At 64.2% G+C, this 14751-nt stretch carries 13 protein-coding genes and 1 tRNA gene; 5 read left to right on the plus strand and 9 right to left on the minus strand.

All coding sequences use genetic code 11. The features are described 5' to 3' along the window. A complete protein-coding gene (locus E4K65_RS09020; RefSeq protein ID WP_135174110.1) occupies positions 1-2403 on the minus strand; it encodes a TonB-dependent receptor in 2403 nt (800 codons plus the stop codon). A 227-nt stretch (positions 2404-2630) separates the two neighbouring features. Continuing rightward, positions 2631-2870: a hypothetical protein gene (locus E4K65_RS09025; RefSeq protein ID WP_027543164.1), complete on the minus strand. Its 240-nt coding sequence runs from the start codon at positions 2868-2870 to the stop codon at positions 2631-2633. A gap of 398 nt (positions 2871-3268) precedes the next feature. Between E4K65_RS09025 and E4K65_RS09030 the strand changes: the two genes are divergently transcribed. The 4 genes from E4K65_RS09030 (at position 3269) to E4K65_RS09045 (ending at position 8564) form a co-directional block, all read left to right on the plus strand. After that, complete coding sequence (locus tag E4K65_RS09030) at positions 3269-4441, plus strand: efflux RND transporter periplasmic adaptor subunit (RefSeq protein WP_167770664.1); 1173 nt, start codon at positions 3269-3271, stop codon at positions 4439-4441. Further along, positions 4438-7584 carry a multidrug efflux RND transporter permease subunit gene (locus E4K65_RS09035; protein WP_135173850.1) on the plus strand — a complete coding sequence of 1049 codons (3147 nt, stop codon included), beginning with the start codon at positions 4438-4440 and terminating at the stop codon, positions 7582-7584. Before E4K65_RS09030 ends, E4K65_RS09035 begins: the two co-directional genes overlap by 4 nt. A gap of 64 nt (positions 7585-7648) precedes the next feature. Beyond that, positions 7649-8221 carry an invasion associated locus B family protein gene (locus E4K65_RS09040; RefSeq protein WP_167770665.1) on the plus strand — a complete coding sequence of 191 codons (573 nt, stop codon included), beginning with the start codon at positions 7649-7651 and terminating at the stop codon, positions 8219-8221. A 37-nt stretch (positions 8222-8258) separates the two neighbouring features. Further along, positions 8259-8564 (plus strand): hypothetical protein, encoded by a 306-nt coding sequence (locus tag E4K65_RS09045; protein ID WP_235885538.1) that lies wholly within the window; start codon positions 8259-8261, stop codon positions 8562-8564. On the opposite strand, the gene E4K65_RS09050 is transcribed toward E4K65_RS09045, so the two are convergent. The 7 genes from E4K65_RS09050 to E4K65_RS09080 form a co-directional block, all read right to left on the minus strand. Beyond that, positions 8546-9265, minus strand: a complete 720-nt coding sequence (locus E4K65_RS09050; protein WP_135173851.1) for an ABC transporter ATP-binding protein — start codon at positions 9263-9265, stop codon at positions 8546-8548. The genes E4K65_RS09045 and E4K65_RS09050 overlap by 19 nt on opposite strands. Then, entirely contained in the window at positions 9262-10029 is a 768-nt protein-coding gene (locus E4K65_RS09055) for an ABC transporter ATP-binding protein (protein WP_135173852.1), read from the minus strand. Before E4K65_RS09055 ends, E4K65_RS09050 begins: the two co-directional genes overlap by 4 nt. Continuing rightward, a complete protein-coding gene (locus E4K65_RS09060; protein WP_135173853.1) occupies positions 10019-10990 on the minus strand; it encodes a branched-chain amino acid ABC transporter permease in 972 nt (323 codons plus the stop codon). Before E4K65_RS09060 ends, E4K65_RS09055 begins: the two co-directional genes overlap by 11 nt. Further along, positions 10990-11853, minus strand: a complete 864-nt coding sequence (locus tag E4K65_RS09065) for a branched-chain amino acid ABC transporter permease (RefSeq protein ID WP_135173854.1) — start codon at positions 11851-11853, stop codon at positions 10990-10992. Before E4K65_RS09065 ends, E4K65_RS09060 begins: the two co-directional genes overlap by 1 nt. Positions 11854-11919: 66 nt before the next feature. Next, entirely contained in the window at positions 11920-13173 is a 1254-nt protein-coding gene (locus E4K65_RS09070) for an ABC transporter substrate-binding protein (RefSeq protein ID WP_135173855.1), read from the minus strand. A gap of 300 nt (positions 13174-13473) precedes the next feature. Then, entirely contained in the window at positions 13474-13836 is a 363-nt protein-coding gene (locus tag E4K65_RS09075) for a DUF1428 domain-containing protein (protein ID WP_167770666.1), read from the minus strand. Between the two features lie 171 nt (positions 13837-14007). Next, a tRNA-Gln gene (locus E4K65_RS09080) sits at positions 14008-14081 on the minus strand. Between the two features lie 266 nt (positions 14082-14347). Between E4K65_RS09080 and E4K65_RS09085 the strand changes: the two genes are divergently transcribed. After that, on the plus strand, positions 14348-14734 hold the full coding sequence (locus E4K65_RS09085; protein ID WP_135173857.1) for a G1 family glutamic endopeptidase: 387 nt from the start codon (positions 14348-14350) through the stop codon (positions 14732-14734). Positions 14735-14751 lie beyond the last annotated feature (17 nt).

Genomic DNA, 14751 nt, shown 5'->3' on the forward strand with positions numbered 1-14751 from the left:
TCAGAACTTCGCCGTTGTCACGAGATAGAACGCTCTGCCCGGTGCGACCGCGACGAACGGCACGGCGCTACGATAGAGCGTGTCGTAGTAGAGCTTGTTGGTGAGGTTCTGGGCGTAGAACTTCATGGTCCAGTTCTGGTCGATCTTCTTCTCGACGAACGCGTCGAAGCGCCAGTAGCTCGGCAGTTCGTTGCCAGTGTTGGCCGCAAACGTGCCGCCGTAGACCTTGGAGCGGTACACCGCCTGGCCGCCAAGCTCCCAACCGCCGTCGAACTTGTACTTGGTCAGCATGCTGAACGACTGGTGGGCAACGTTGGCAAGCTGCAGCCCCAGATTGGAGGCGATGCCGCTCTGCGTGACTTTGGATTGCATCAGCACGAGGCCGCCGAAGATGCTCCAGCGATCCGTGATCTTGCCCTCGGCCTCGATGTCGATGCCCTGGATTCTGTACGCGGCGCCCGAAGTGAGCAGGCCGTTGACGGTCTCGCGCGCGTTGTCCTTCGTGGTCTGGAACAGCGCGCCGGTCACCAGGAGATGACGATCCGCCAGCTCCCACTTGGTGCCGATTTCGGCCGCCTTGTTGCGCTCGGGCCCAAGCAGAACAGTCGTGTTTGCCGGAATGCCACCGTAATCGGTGGCGGTCGCATCGAGCTCCGATCCGAACGGATTGGCCGAGGTCGCGTAGGCCGCATAGACGCTGCCGATCGACATCGGCTTGTAGACCAGGCCGACGTTGTAATTGACGAGATCGTTGTTCTGCTTGAGGTAGGCCGAGTTCGTGGACGAGCTCTGGCTGTAGCCGTCATAGCGCACGCCACCATTGACGATGATCGTGTCCTGCCAGTTCGCGGTGTCCATGACATAGACACTGCTGGTGTTGACGCCGTAGCGCGTCGGGTTTCCGGCGAGCCCCGGAATGCCGAAGGGAATGTTGGTGTATTGCGGGGAGTAGAGATTGACCCCCGTGACGGCACCACTGCTGGTGAAGGGGCTCCCGGCCAGTTCCGACGCGAGGCCGGCGTAGCGGTCGATCGAGATGTTCTCGTTCGAATATTCGACGCCGAACACTGCGGTATGCTTGACCCCGCCGCTGTCGAGCTTGAACGTGGCCTCGTTCTGGTTGGCCCACACGTCCACGTTCTGGTAGCGGCTCTGCGCGCTCGCCGTCGTGGTCCAGAGCAGCGGATTGGGGCTGGTCGTGTTCGGGTTCTGCGGCAGCGTGCCGATATAGTTCAGCAGCGAGTGCTCGCCGCGCACCTTGCTGGTCAGCGTGATGGCCTCGTTGACCTTGTACTCGATCGTGCCGGTGCCGAAATCCTGCCGTGCGGTCTGGAAGTCGCGGTTCAGGAAGCCGTACCAGTTTCCACGCGGAATGCCGGCCGACGTCACCGGAACGTTGCCCTGCTTGTAATAAGGCACGCCGAAATCAGGATAGCCGCTGAGGTCGGTGTGAACGTAGTTCGTGGTGATCTTGATGTCGTTGGTCGGGGTGTACCTGGTCGAGATGAAGGTACCCCAGCGATTGTCGGTCACATAGTCGCGGCCCGCGACGTTGGCGTCCTGGAACAGGCCGCCCGTGCGCACCGAGAACGTGGGATCGACGACCTGGTTGACGTCGAGCGTGACGCGCTTGGTCCTGTCGGTGCCGAACTCGGTATCCATCCGCTTGAAGTTGACGTCGCCCGCCTGCTTGGTGACGATGTTGATGGCGCCGCCGGCGGTGCCGCGGCCGGCATAGGAGGACGCCGGACCGCGCAGGATCTCGATCTGCTCGGTGAAGAAGTTCTCGCGGATGGAGACCGCAGGATCGCGGATGCCGTCGATGAAGACGTCGTTGCGCGCGTCGAAGCCGCGGATGAAGAAGCGGTCGCCGAACGCATTGCCGCCCTCGCCCGATCCCAGCGTCACGCCGGCGGTCGAGCGCCCGATCTCCTTCAGCGTCGTGGCGTTCTTGTCCTCGAGCACTTCCTTGCTGAGCACCGTGATGGTCTTCGGCGTGTTCAACATCGGCTCGGGAAACTTGCCCGAGGCCTGGACGTGGTCGACCTTGTAGGGCGCGACCGGATCGGAATAGGGATTCCGGTCCGCTTCGCCGGCCGGTGCCGCGGGAGCGGCCTGCTGGGCAGCCTGCTGCCGCTGCGCGGCGCGGCGAAGCGCGTTGCGCGCGCGGACCTGATCCGGCGTGGGCTTCGAGGCCGTCGGGCGCGGACGCTGGACCGGAGCATCGACCGTCACCGGCGGCAGGTTCGACTGCTGCGCCTCGGCGCCGCTCGACACCGACGCCGCCGCGATCAGGCTCGCAACTGCCGAGACCTTCTTGCCGGAAATGCCCGCGGACTTCTCATCCACCGGATTGAATGCTGCCACCGAACGCAACGACTTCGGTGCGACCACCTGACCCATTACAACACGCCCCATCTTCATATCCGCTCATTCACTTCGATGAGCGATTGGGCTGTTGGTATCGACGGCAAAATAGTGGGTCAATGCGGGCAAGCCGCGAGAACGCTTGAATAAGTCCAGATCAAAACGATTCTAATCTACAGTTTCAAACGGTTCTAAACAGAGATTGGAGTCGTTCTAAAGCGAGCGCGAAAAAAGCAGCTAATTCGGCGATCGCGCTCGCAGCGTCAATCACTGCTCGGCGGCTTCATCAGCGAGAACAATTCGTCGACAGTCTTGTGCGCGACGGCACGCACGCGATCGGTGCTGTCCATGCCGGCGATGTTGACGCCATTCACCACGGCCTTGATCTCGTCGCGGAAGTCGGTGAGGAAGCGCAAGGGATCGCGCTGCTCGTTGGCGACGCGGGCGATCAATCCCGTGATCAGAATCTGACACGCGATCAGCTTGCCGTTCAATTCGTCCATCCTGCGCTCCCGTTGTGGCGCGCCGATATGAACGATGCGAATTTTCCTGACAACCGAAACACCGCCCGCGCGATTTAGAACCGTTCTCGGAAAGCGCTCGTCCCACCGCTTTTGGCCGGCCGCGTGCCGGCCTTGCACCCAACTCGCCGCGCCCGCCCACACCGGTTGCGAGCATTGCCTCATTTCTGCACGCTGATCGCTCGCGCAGGGAAAATGCAGCACTGCACACCGGCGCGCCAGAGGGTTGCCTAACGGGTGCAAAGCTTTCCGATTGTTTAGGATTCTCAACCGATAGTGCTGTTTACACTGGAACTTGGCGTGTATTATACAAGCGCCCTGGAACCCTATGATTGCCCGGTAATTCGTAGCTGAGGGCACAAGAGCCGACACGAGCCGATATGAAAACAACACGGCCGATCCTCTGGATTCTGATCATCGCGGCCGTGGCCTCCGCGGGTTACTATGGTTGGCAGAAATTCGGCTCGCCAGACCCCGGAAAAACCCAGACGGCACAAAAGGGTCCGCCCCGCGCGCCGGCCGTTCCCGTGAGCGTTGCGCCGGTCCAGAAAGTCGACTTCCCGGTCTACCTGACCGGCCTCGGCACGGTTCAGGGTTTCAACACCGTCCAGGTCCGGCCCCGGGTCGACGGCCAGATCGACAAGATCGCCTTCACCGAAGGCCAGATCGCCAAAGAGGGCGAGCTTCTGGTCTCGATCGATCCCCGCCCCTATCAAGCCGCGCTCGACCAGGCCAAGGCCAAGAAGGCGCAGGACGAGGCGAATCTGGCGAACGCCAATCTCGAGCTCCAGCGCGCCATGAAGCTCGGCGAATTCGCCACCGCGCAGCGGGTCGACACCCAGCGCTCCACCGTCGCCCAGCTCACCGCCCAGATCGCCGCCGACGACGCCGCGATCTCCAATGCCCAGACCCAGCTCGACTACACCCAGATCAAGGCGCCAATCAGCGGGGTCGCCGGCCTGCGCCAGGTCGACGTCGGCAACATCGTCAATGCCGCGACGCAGACCGGCATCGTCACGATCTCGCAGGTCGAGCCGATCTCCGTGATCTTCACGGCGCCGGAAGATCAGCTCGCCTATATCAGCGAGGGCCAGAAGGCCGGGGCACTCAAGGTCATCGCGTTCACCACCGACGGCAAGAAGACGCTGGCCGAGGGCAAGCTCGCCGTCATCAACAACCAGGTCGACACGACCAGCGGGACTATCCGGCTCAAGGCGGTGTTCGACAACAAGGACCACACGCTGTGGCCGGGACAGTCGGTCTCGACGCGGCTTCTGGTGCGGACGCTGAAGGATGCGACCGTGGTCCCGGATGACGCGGTTCAGCATTCGACCAGCGGTCTCTACGCCTATACCGTCAACCGGGACAACAAGGCCGAAGTGCACAAGATCAAGGTCAGCTACGCGATCGACGGACGTTCGGTCGTCGACGAAGGCCTCACGCCCGGGCAGCAGGTGATCACGGGCGGTCAATTCAAGGTACAGCCCGGAAGCCTCGTCTCGACGGCGGTGGCAAGTTCGGACCCGGCCCAGAACAAGGTACGACAGGAATGACCGAGGGCGGGATTTCGGCACCTTTCATCCGTTATCCCATCGGCACCTCGCTGCTGATGGCCGGCATCCTCTTTGTCGGTCTCGTCGCCTATCCCCTGCTCCCGGTCGCACCGCTGCCGCAGGTCGACTTCCCGACCATCCAGATCACCGCCAACCTGCCGGGCGGCAGCCCCGAGACCATGGCCTCGTCGGTGGCCCAGCCGCTGGAACGCCAGTTCGCCCAGATCCCCGGCATCGCCCAGATGACCTCGACGAGCTATCTGGGCACCGCGTCGATCACCATCCAGTTCGACCTCAACCGCAATATCGACGGCGCTGCCAATGACGTGCAGGGTGCGATCAACGCCGCCAGTGGCCAACTGCCGAAAAATCTTCCCTCGCCGCCGACCTACCGCAAGGTCAACCCGGCCGATGCGCCGGTCCTGCTGCTGTCGGCGACCTCGGAGACGCTGCCCCTGACAACCGTCAGCGACGCCGTCGACGCCCAGCTCGCCCAGCAGATCAGCCAGCTCGCCGGCGTCGCGCAGGTGTTCATCGGCGGCCAGCAGAAGCCGTCCATCCGCATTCAGATCGACCCCGCGAAACTCGTCGCCAAGGGCCTGTCGATGGAGGACGTGCGCAGCCAGATCGCGATCACCACGGTCGACAGCCCGAAGGGCAATATCGACGGCGACAAGCGTGCCTACACGATCTACGCCAACGACCAGCTGACCCAGTCCAAGGACTGGAACGACGTCATCATCGCCTATCGCAACGGCGGCCCGTTGCGGATCCGCGACATCGGCCAGGCGGTCAGCGGCGCTGAAGATGCCAAGCAGGCGGCCTGGGCCAACGGCAAGCGCGGCGTGTTCCTGGTGATATTCAAGCAGCCAGGCGCCAACGTCATCGAGACCGTGGACCGGATCAAGGCGACCTTGCCCCGCCTCGTGGCGGCGATTCCGCCCGCGATCAAGATCGAGCTCATCAGCGACCGCACCACGACCATCCGCGCCGCGGTCGAGGACGTCCAGTTCACGCTGCTGCTGACCATCGCCCTCGTGGTCATGGTCATCTTCATCTTCCTGCGTAGCTTCTGGGCGACCGTCATTCCCACCGTCACGGTTCCGCTGGCGCTGCTGGGCGCGTGCGCCCTGATGTGGGTCGTCGGCTATTCACTCGACAATCTGTCGCTGATGGCGCTCACGATCGCGGTCGGATTCGTCGTCGACGACGCCATCGTGATGCTGGAGAACATCACCCGCTACATCGAGGAAGGCGAATCGCCGATGGCGGCCGCCTTCAAGGGGTCCAAGGAAATCGGCTTCACCATCGTCTCGATCAGCATCTCGCTGGTCGCCGTGCTGATCCCGCTGCTGCTGATGGGCGGCATCATCGGGCGCCTGTTCCGCGAGTTCGCCGTCGTGCTGGCGATGACCATCTTCGTCTCGATGTTCGTGTCGCTGACGCTGACGCCGATGATGGCCTCGCGCTTCCTGCGCGCCCATGGCGAGGTAACCCACGGCAAGTTCTACCAATGGAGCGAGCGCGCCTTTGACGGGATGCTGCGGGGCTATGAATACATCCTCGACCATGCCCTGGCCTGGCGCCGCACCACGCTCACGATCTTCTTCGCCACGCTTGGCCTGTCGATCTACCTGTTCGTCCTGATCCCGAAGGGCTTCTTCCCGCAACAGGACGTCGGCCTGATCACGGCGACCTCCGAAGCCTCGCAGGACATCTCGTTCAAGGAGATGCAGCGCCGCCAGGTCGAGCTCGGCAAGATCGTGATGGAAGACCCCGACGTCGCCACGATCGCGATGAACATCGGCGGCAGCGGCCGCGCCGGCAACAACGGCAACATGTTCATCACGCTGAAACCTCGCGACCAGCGCGAAGCATCGGCGCAGCAGATCATCGCGCGGCTGCGTCCGAAATTCGACAAGGTCGAAGGCGCCCGCCTCTACATGCAGGCGGCCCAGGACGTCCGGCTCGGCGGTCGGCCGACCCGCACGCAGTTCGAGTTCACCCTGCAGGACGCCGATCTCGGCGAGCTCAACGACTGGGCGCCGAAGATCCTCGCCAAGATGCAGACGCTGCCCGAGCTGCGCGACGTCGCGACCGACCAGCAGACGCAGGGCACCACGGTTCAGCTCAAGATCAACCGCGATACCGCCTCGCGCTACGGCATCCAGCCGCAGCTGATCGACGACACGCTGTATGACGCCTTCGGACAGCGGCAGGTCACGCAGTATTTCACCCAGCTCAACACCTACAAGGTGATCCTCGAGATCCTGCCGGAGATGCAGGGCAATCTCGACAGCCTCAACAAGCTCTATCTGAAATCGCCGCTCACCGGCGACCAGGTGCCGCTGTCGACCTTCGCGACCTGGACCACCGATCCGGTCCGTCCGCTCTCGATCAGCCACCAGGGCCAGTTCCCGGCGATCACGATCAGCTTCAACCTCGCCCAGGGCGTCGCGCTGGGCCAGGCCACCGAGGCCGTGCAGAAGGCGATGGCCGATCTCGGCGCGCCGCCGACCCTGAATTCGAGCTTCCAGGGCACCGCGCAGGCGTTCCAGCAGTCGCTCGGCACCGTGCCGCTGCTGATCCTCGCCGCCCTCGTCGTGGTCTATCTGATCCTCGGCATCCTCTACGAGAGCTACATCCACCCGATCACGATCCTGTCGACCCTGCCCTCGGCCGGCGTCGGTGCGCTCCTGATCCTGATGGCGGCCGGCTTCGACTTCAGCCTCATTGCATTGATCGGAATCATTCTCCTGATCGGCATCGTGAAGAAGAACGGCATCATGATGGTCGACTTCGCCATCGCCGCCGAACGCGACGAGCACAAGACTCCGGCGGAATCGATCCGCCAGGCCGCATTGCTGCGCTTCCGCCCGATCATGATGACGACGATGGCGGCGCTCCTCGGCGGCGTGCCGCTGATGCTCGGCCACGGCACCGGCGCCGAAATCCGCCAGCCGCTCGGCTATGCCATGGTCGGCGGGCTGATCGTCAGCCAGGCGCTGACGCTGTTCACCACGCCGGTGGTCTATCTCTATCTCGACGAGCTCAACAACTGGTTCTCGGGCTGGGGCCGTTCGGATGACGGCGAAGGCCACGAGACGTCCGCGCACGGCACCGTCAAGCAAGCCGCCGAGTAAGCTTGCGCCGCGGCTCTCGCGACGCTACAGCGAGGCTTCCGGTTCACGCCAACGCAGTCTCGTCATGCCCATGCAATCCAGACTTGTCGCCTTCGCCGCCGCTCTCCTGTTGTCCACCGGTGCCGCGTATGCCCAGCAGGGCGCCAAGAAGAACGGTGCTCCCTCTGCCCCGGCGGCACAGCCCTCGCCCGCGCCGACGCAGCCACAGGCTGACGGCGCTCCGGCGCAGCAGGCCGGCTGGGTCGTGCGCTGCACCAGCGTCAGCCGCGATGCGCCGCTCGAATGCGCGATGGAGCAGAACGCGGTGCTGACCAAGACCGGCCAGACCATCGTCCTGATCAACATCCGCATCGCGCCCGAGACCCGCACGCCGGTGGCGCTGCTGCAATTGCCGCTTGGCCTCAACCTTCCGATCGGCGCCAAGCTCCAGGTCGACGAGGGCAAGACCGTCGACCTCCAGATCCAGACTTGCGAGAATCGCGGCTGCTACGCCTCGACGCCGATCGCGGCGGACCTGCTCGCGGCCTTGCGGTCGGGCAAGCAGCTGAAGGTCTCCTTCCAGAACATGGCCAAGGAGACGATCGCGATCCCGATGCCGCTGGGCGATTTCGCGGCCGCCTACGACAAGATCAAGTAACGGGCTTCTTCCGCTACTGCCGCGCCATCTCGAGGGCGTGCTGCGCGCGGCGCTTCAGCATGACGACACCCGCCCGGACAAATGGACGCCGTTCAAGGCGCTCGCGAAGGCAACGACTGAACGCGCCGCCCCTCTCCTGCTCCCGGCCATGGGCAAGCGCCGCAAGGCCGCAAAAGCCCGCACCATCGCTTTCAGCTTCCAGGTCGTGCTGGGCACGCTGGTGAACGCGATCCTCAACGATCCCGGGCCGCTGTCGCTTTCATCGAAAGAGATGGAGACACGGCTCGCCGGTTGCCTGTTGCTGCTGCTTCAGGCGGAGATGGGTCACTCGACGCCGAGATAGGCCTTCTGCACCTGCGGGTCTTCCGCAAGTGCCGCCGCGGTGCCCGACAGCACGCTCTTGCCGACCTGGAGCACGGTCGCGAAGTCCGAGACCTCCAGCGCCAGCTCGATCGACTGCTCAGCGAGCAGGATGGTCAGGCCCTCGCGATGCAGGCGGCCGAAGGTCTCGTACATGGACTCGACCACCGCCGGTGCGAGGCCGAGCGAGGGTTCATCCAGCATCAACAGCTTCGGGTCGCTCATCAGCGCGCGGCCGACCGCGAGCATCTGGCGCTCGCCGCCGGACATGGTGCCGGCGCGCTGGTTGCGGCGCTCCTTCAGGCGGGGGAAGATCTCGTAAACGCGTTCGAGCAGCGCCGCCTGGCGCGATCTGTCATGCAGCGGCGTCGCGCCGAGCATGAGATTGTTCTCGACGCTCTGCTGCACGAACAGGCGCCAGCCTTCCGGCGACAGCGCCAGACCCTTGCGCACGATCGCAAACGCCTTCTGGCCGGCAATCTCCTCGCCACGAAAGCTGATCGATCCGGCATGCACGGGAATGAGCCCCGCGATCGCGTTCAGCGTCGTGGTCTTGCCGCCGCCATTGGAGCCGAGCAGCGCAACGATATTGCCTTCCGGCACCTCCAGCGACACGTCGGAGACGCCGATGAGGTCGCCATAGCGCACCTCGAGGTGCTCGATCCGCAGCAACGCGCCGCTCATAGGTCCGGCCCGCCCATCAGCTCGACCGGCGTATGGCCGGCCGCGGCCTTCGCCGCGCGTTTGCCGAGATAGGCTTCGATCACCGCCGGGTTCGAGGTGACCTCGCGCGGCGAGCCGCGGGCGATCTCCTTGCCCTGGTGGAACACCATCACGCGGCTCGCCAGCGACATGATCACTTCCATGATGTGCTCGACGATGACGAGCGTGATGCCGGAGCGGTGGATGTCGCGCACGAGATCGATCGCGAGCTTCACCTCATTGGCGTTGAGGCCGGCCATGGCCTCGTCGAGCAGCAGCACCTTCGGCTCGGTCGCAAGGGCGCGGGCGATCTCCAGCCGCTTGCGGCCGGGCGTGCCGAGCGAGCGCGCCGGCGCATCCGCGAGCCTGGTCATGCCGACGCGCTCCAGCACCGCGCGCGCCCTGGTCTCGGCCTCCTTGCGATGCGCGGTACGCAGGAAAGCGCCGATCATGACGTTCTCGAGCACCGTCATGCCTTCGAACGTCTGCGGCACCTGGAAGGTGCGGGCAAGGCCGAGCCCGGCGCGCTGCTCCGGCGCGAAGTCCGTGATGTTGCCCCCTTCGAACAGGACGCGGCCTGAGGTGGTCTTGAGGTCGCCGGTGAGGCAGTTGAAGAAGGTGGATTTGCCGGCGCCGTTCGGGCCGATCAGGCCGAGGATGTCGCCCCGCTCCAGCGTCACGGAGGCGTCGTCCACCGCCTTGAAGCTGCCGAACGCCTTTGTAATTCCGCGTGCCTCAAGGAGCATGGCCGGCTCCCTTATCTGCGCCGGGCTTGCGTCGTCCCGTGAACAGGCTAAGCAGGCCGCCGGGCTGGAAGCGCGCGATCACCACGATGATCGCGCCATAGACCACGAAGGTGAGGCCCGCACCCTTGCCGCCCAGCCAGCTGTTGGAGATCTCCTCCAGCGGCACGAGGATCGCGGCTCCCACCAGCGGCCCGAACAGCAGCCCGGCCCCGCCCAGCGCCGCCATGATCAGGATCTTGACCGAGATCAGAATGCCGAGCCCGGACTCCGGATCGACGAAGCCGAACATCATCGCATAGAGCGCGCCGGCGACGCTGGTCAGCGCCGCGCTCAGCATGTAGGCGTAGAGCTTGGTCCGGCTCGCGGGTGCACCCAGGGAACGTGCGGCCCTCTCGGAATCCTTGATCGCGCGCAGGTAAAATCCCATCCGGCTGTTGGTCATCCACCAGGTGACGAGCAGCGTGATCGCGAGGACTGCGAGGAAGAGATAGTAGTACGGCAGCGACGACAGGAACGAGAGATCGAACACGTTGCGCGGCACGGTCGGCCCCGAAAGGCCGACGGCCGCGCCGAGCCATTCGGTGTTGGTGACGATCAGCCGCATCGTCTCGGCGACCGCGATCGTCGCCATGCTGAAGTAATGGCCCGACAGCCGCAGCGTCGGCACGCCGATGATCGCAGCGAGGGCAACCGCCAGCACGATGCCGCCGGGGATGCCGAACAGCGGCGACAGGCCGAATTTGGCGTAGGAGCCCATCGCGGCATAGGCGCCGCAGCCGAAGAACACGACATGCCCCACCGACACCTGCCCGGCATAGCCGCCGACGATGTTCCAGGCCGACGCGGCAATCGCATAGAGCAGCACCAGCGCACCGAGGCGCTGCTGGAACGGCGAGGACAGCAGCAGCGGATAGGCGATCGCAATCGCTGCGACGACCGAGAGCCAGACCAGGCGCCGCATCACATCTTCCCCATCAGGCCCTGTGGCCGGAACCAGAGGAAGAACAGGAACAGGACATAGACGATGATGTCCTTGTAGATCGCGCCGATCAGATAGCCGGAGAGCGACTCGATGACGCCGATCAGGAGCCCGGCGACGAGCGCGCCGGGCACGCTGCCGAAGCCGCCGAGCGAGACCGTGACGAAGGCGACGATGCCGAGCGTCTCGCCGACCGTCGGCACGATGTAGAAGAAGTTCGCGATCAGCGCGCCGGCAAGGCCGGTCGCGCCGGCCGCGATGGCCCAGGCGATGGCCTGCATGGTGTCGGGCCGGATGCCCATGAGCTGCGCCGCGGTCGCGTCCTCCGCCACCGCCAGCATCCTGGAGCCGAGCGAGGTGCGCGTCAGCAGCAGATGCAGGCCGAGCGTGACAAGCAGCGCGACGACACCGGCGAGCAGCCGCGAGGCCTCGATGCGCAAGCCTGCGACCGCAAAGGTGCCGCCGACGATGTTTTGCGGCATCGACAGGAAGTTGGCGCCGAACCACCAGAACACGGAGTAGCGCAACAGCAGCGCCAGCCCGAAGGTGCCGAGGATCTGCGCCAGCATCGGCCCCTTCATGATGTCGCGGATCAGGGCGAAGTAGACCACGACGCCGAGGGTCGCGAGCACCAGCGTCGCCAGCGGCGCGCCGAGAAGCGGCCCTCCCCCCATCAGGGTGTAGACGACATAGGCGACGTACATGCCGAGCATGACGAAGTCGCCATGCGCGAAATTGACGATGTTCATCATGCCCCACACCAGCGTGAGGCCCGAGGAAAACAGGGCGTAGACGGCGCCAAGCAGAAGCCCGCCGACGATCACCTGCACGAGAACAAAGGACATGAGCTGCGTTGCTCTGATCAGATCATCCCGGGATCGGCGGGACGCGCGGTCCCGCCTTCAAACATCTCACCAGCCCCTGTAGGGCAGCATCGGCGCCTTTTCGGCATTCGCCTTCGGCCACACCGAGACGTAATTCTCGCCATCCTGGAGCTGGATGATGAGGCCGGAGGCGAGGACGTTCTGGCCCTTGTCGTCGAACTTCACGCCCCTGTAGCCCATCATCAACTGCTCGGGCTTCAGGTCCGTCGCTTTCAGCGCGGCCTGGATCTTGGCCGGGTCGGTCGAGCCGGCCCGGTCGATCGCGTCGGCCAGCACGAAGAAGCCCTGCATCTGCCGGCCGACGGTGTCGTCCATCTCCTCGCCGCTCTTCTTCTTGTACATGTCGGCGATGATGGCGGAGGGCGAGCCGGACGGGCCCACGGCCCAGGACGAGCGGTTGAAGACGCCTTGGGAGATCTTGCCGACCGCCTTGATGAAGGATGGATCGGAATAGCCCGCGTCGTCGGCAAGCAGAATCGCCGGCTTGTAGTCGAGCGACTGCATGGTCTTGGCGAACAGGATCGCATCCGACGTGTAGCTGATCATGATGATCACGTCGGGCTTCTTGTCCTTGAGCTGGAGCACCTGGCCCTGCACATCGGTCGCATTGACGGGATAGGCGACGTCGAGCGCGATCGGCTGGCCCTTGTCCTTGAAGGCGGTGCTGATCGTGTTGGCGACCGAGGTGCCGTATTCGGTGTTGTCGTGGACCAGCGCGATCGCGTCGGTCTTGGCGCCTGTCGCCTTCATGTCGGCGAGGAAATCGGTGTAAATCTTGGCGAAGTCGGTGGCGATCGGCGTGGTGCGGAAGAACCATTTGAAGCCGCGCTCGGTGAGATTGGCGGCAACCGACTCGGAATTCAGAAAGGGAATGCCGTATTTCTCGGCGATCGCGCTCGAGGTCAGCGTGACCCCGGACTGATAGGAGCCGAACACCGCCGCCACCTTGTCTTCCGTGATCAGGCGCAACGCCTGGTTCTGCCCCGTGGCCGGATTACCCTGGTTGTCGGCGAACACGACCTCGATCCTGGCGCCGCCGAGGCCGGCAAGGCCTGCGTTCTTCGCCAGCGGCAGATTGCCGAGTTCGGGGTGAGCGTTGTTGATGATGTCCATGGCGACCTCGAGCGCCGCCTTGGCATGCGCGCCGATCGAGGCCGTGCCACCCGACATCGGCAGGATCGCGCCGATCTTGACGACCTTGTCCTGAGCCTGCGCGCCCGAAGCCAACCCAAAGGACATCGCGGCCGCGCAAAGCAGCCCGCTGATGTGCTTCAATGTCATGAAATCAGACCTCCCCAAGGGTTTCCCCAACCAAGATTTTTTGGAATGCGTGGGCTAGGCGCCCGCTTCCGTTTGATTATGCCTGGCAATGAAAGGATGGCATGCCGGCCGGGGTACCGGCAAGGTGAAACGGATTGCCACGATGCTGCATGAGCAGCGGTTACACCGCTCGCGCGCAGCAGCGAAGTCGTAGCCCGGGTGAGCGAAGCGATACCCGGGATCGCGGCGGCAGCATTCCCGGATGTCGCTTCGCTAATCCGGGCTACGGGTATCGCTACGAGTCTTCCTGCTCTGCCTCACTCAACTGATAACATCGTTCGCCCTCAGCAGAGTCGTGAAGCCGCCATAGATCATGCGCTTGCCGTCGAACGGCATGTCGGCGCCCTTGAGCCGCGCATCCGCCATCACCTTCTTGTTGACGGCATCGCGGCTCTCCCGGTCGCGGTAGACGATCCAGGAGAACACCACGAGCTCATCCTCCTTCGCCATCACCGCGCGCGGAAACGATGTCAGCTCGCCATACGGAACGTCGTCGCCGATGCATTCGACATAATCGAGCGCGCCGTGCTCCATCCAGACCGCGCAGGCCATTTTCGCCAGAGCCTTGTAGGCCTCGATCTTGTCCTTCGGCACGGCCAGCACGAAACCATCGACATAGGGCATCACGGATCTCCTTGGGTTGTGTGTCCCAAGGACGATGGAGCGCGCCGCGATCCGACCCCGCCGATGCGCTTTCAGATGAGGCAAACCGTCGCGAGCGGCGGCGCGGCCAGCCGGGCTTCGCAAATGGTGCGGCCCCCGAGCAGAGCAATCATTGGGAAACGCGCCCGGAATTGGCTGGGGAACCTGGATTCGAACCAAGACAAACAGAGTCAGAGTCTGTTGTGCTACCGTTACACCATTCCCCAACGGAATAGTCGAACAAAATCAATGACTTAATGATTTGTCCGACTGTGGCCGGAAGCGCGTTTGGCGCAAATCACGGCTCAGGCGTGGCAGCGTTCTACCCGCTCGGCTCCGGGCTGGCAAGCGCGGCGGTGCACGGGGCTGTTGACCGCCAAAGGGATCGGCCCGGCTCTACGCCGGGGCCACGTTGTCGATCTGATCGGCGGACCGATCGGCTTCCGGAAAGAGGAAATGAAGCTTGCGAACGACCGGCCTGCCCGTAACCCGGATGGACCAGTTCATTCTCTTCTTCATCAAGAACCAGAGCACCGGCGAATTTCGCTCATTTCTCGCCCGGCCACCGGGCGTGATCCGGCCACTCGGATCGTCGGTGGAGTGGATCGTGGAGCGGCCGACAGATCCGCCCAGCGGGAACATGTCCGCGCTTCCGGCCTATGGCTCGGTAGATTTCAGATACTGCATGGCGCGGGCATCATCCGGTGGGCCACTCGCGCCCGGACGCTTGCTGACGCTGGATGACAGCGCGCTGATGATCCATATGCGCGAGCTTTTTGCGAATCCCAATCGTACCGTGACCGTCTCGAGCCCGGAGCTCAGGCACGACAAGGATGGTTCCGTCGGCGTCACATGCAGCTACAAGGAGCCGAAAGGGTAGTCGGCTCTTTGAGAGTC

Source organism: Bradyrhizobium niftali (assembly GCF_004571025.1).
Classification (GTDB): domain Bacteria; phylum Pseudomonadota; class Alphaproteobacteria; order Rhizobiales; family Xanthobacteraceae; genus Bradyrhizobium; species Bradyrhizobium niftali.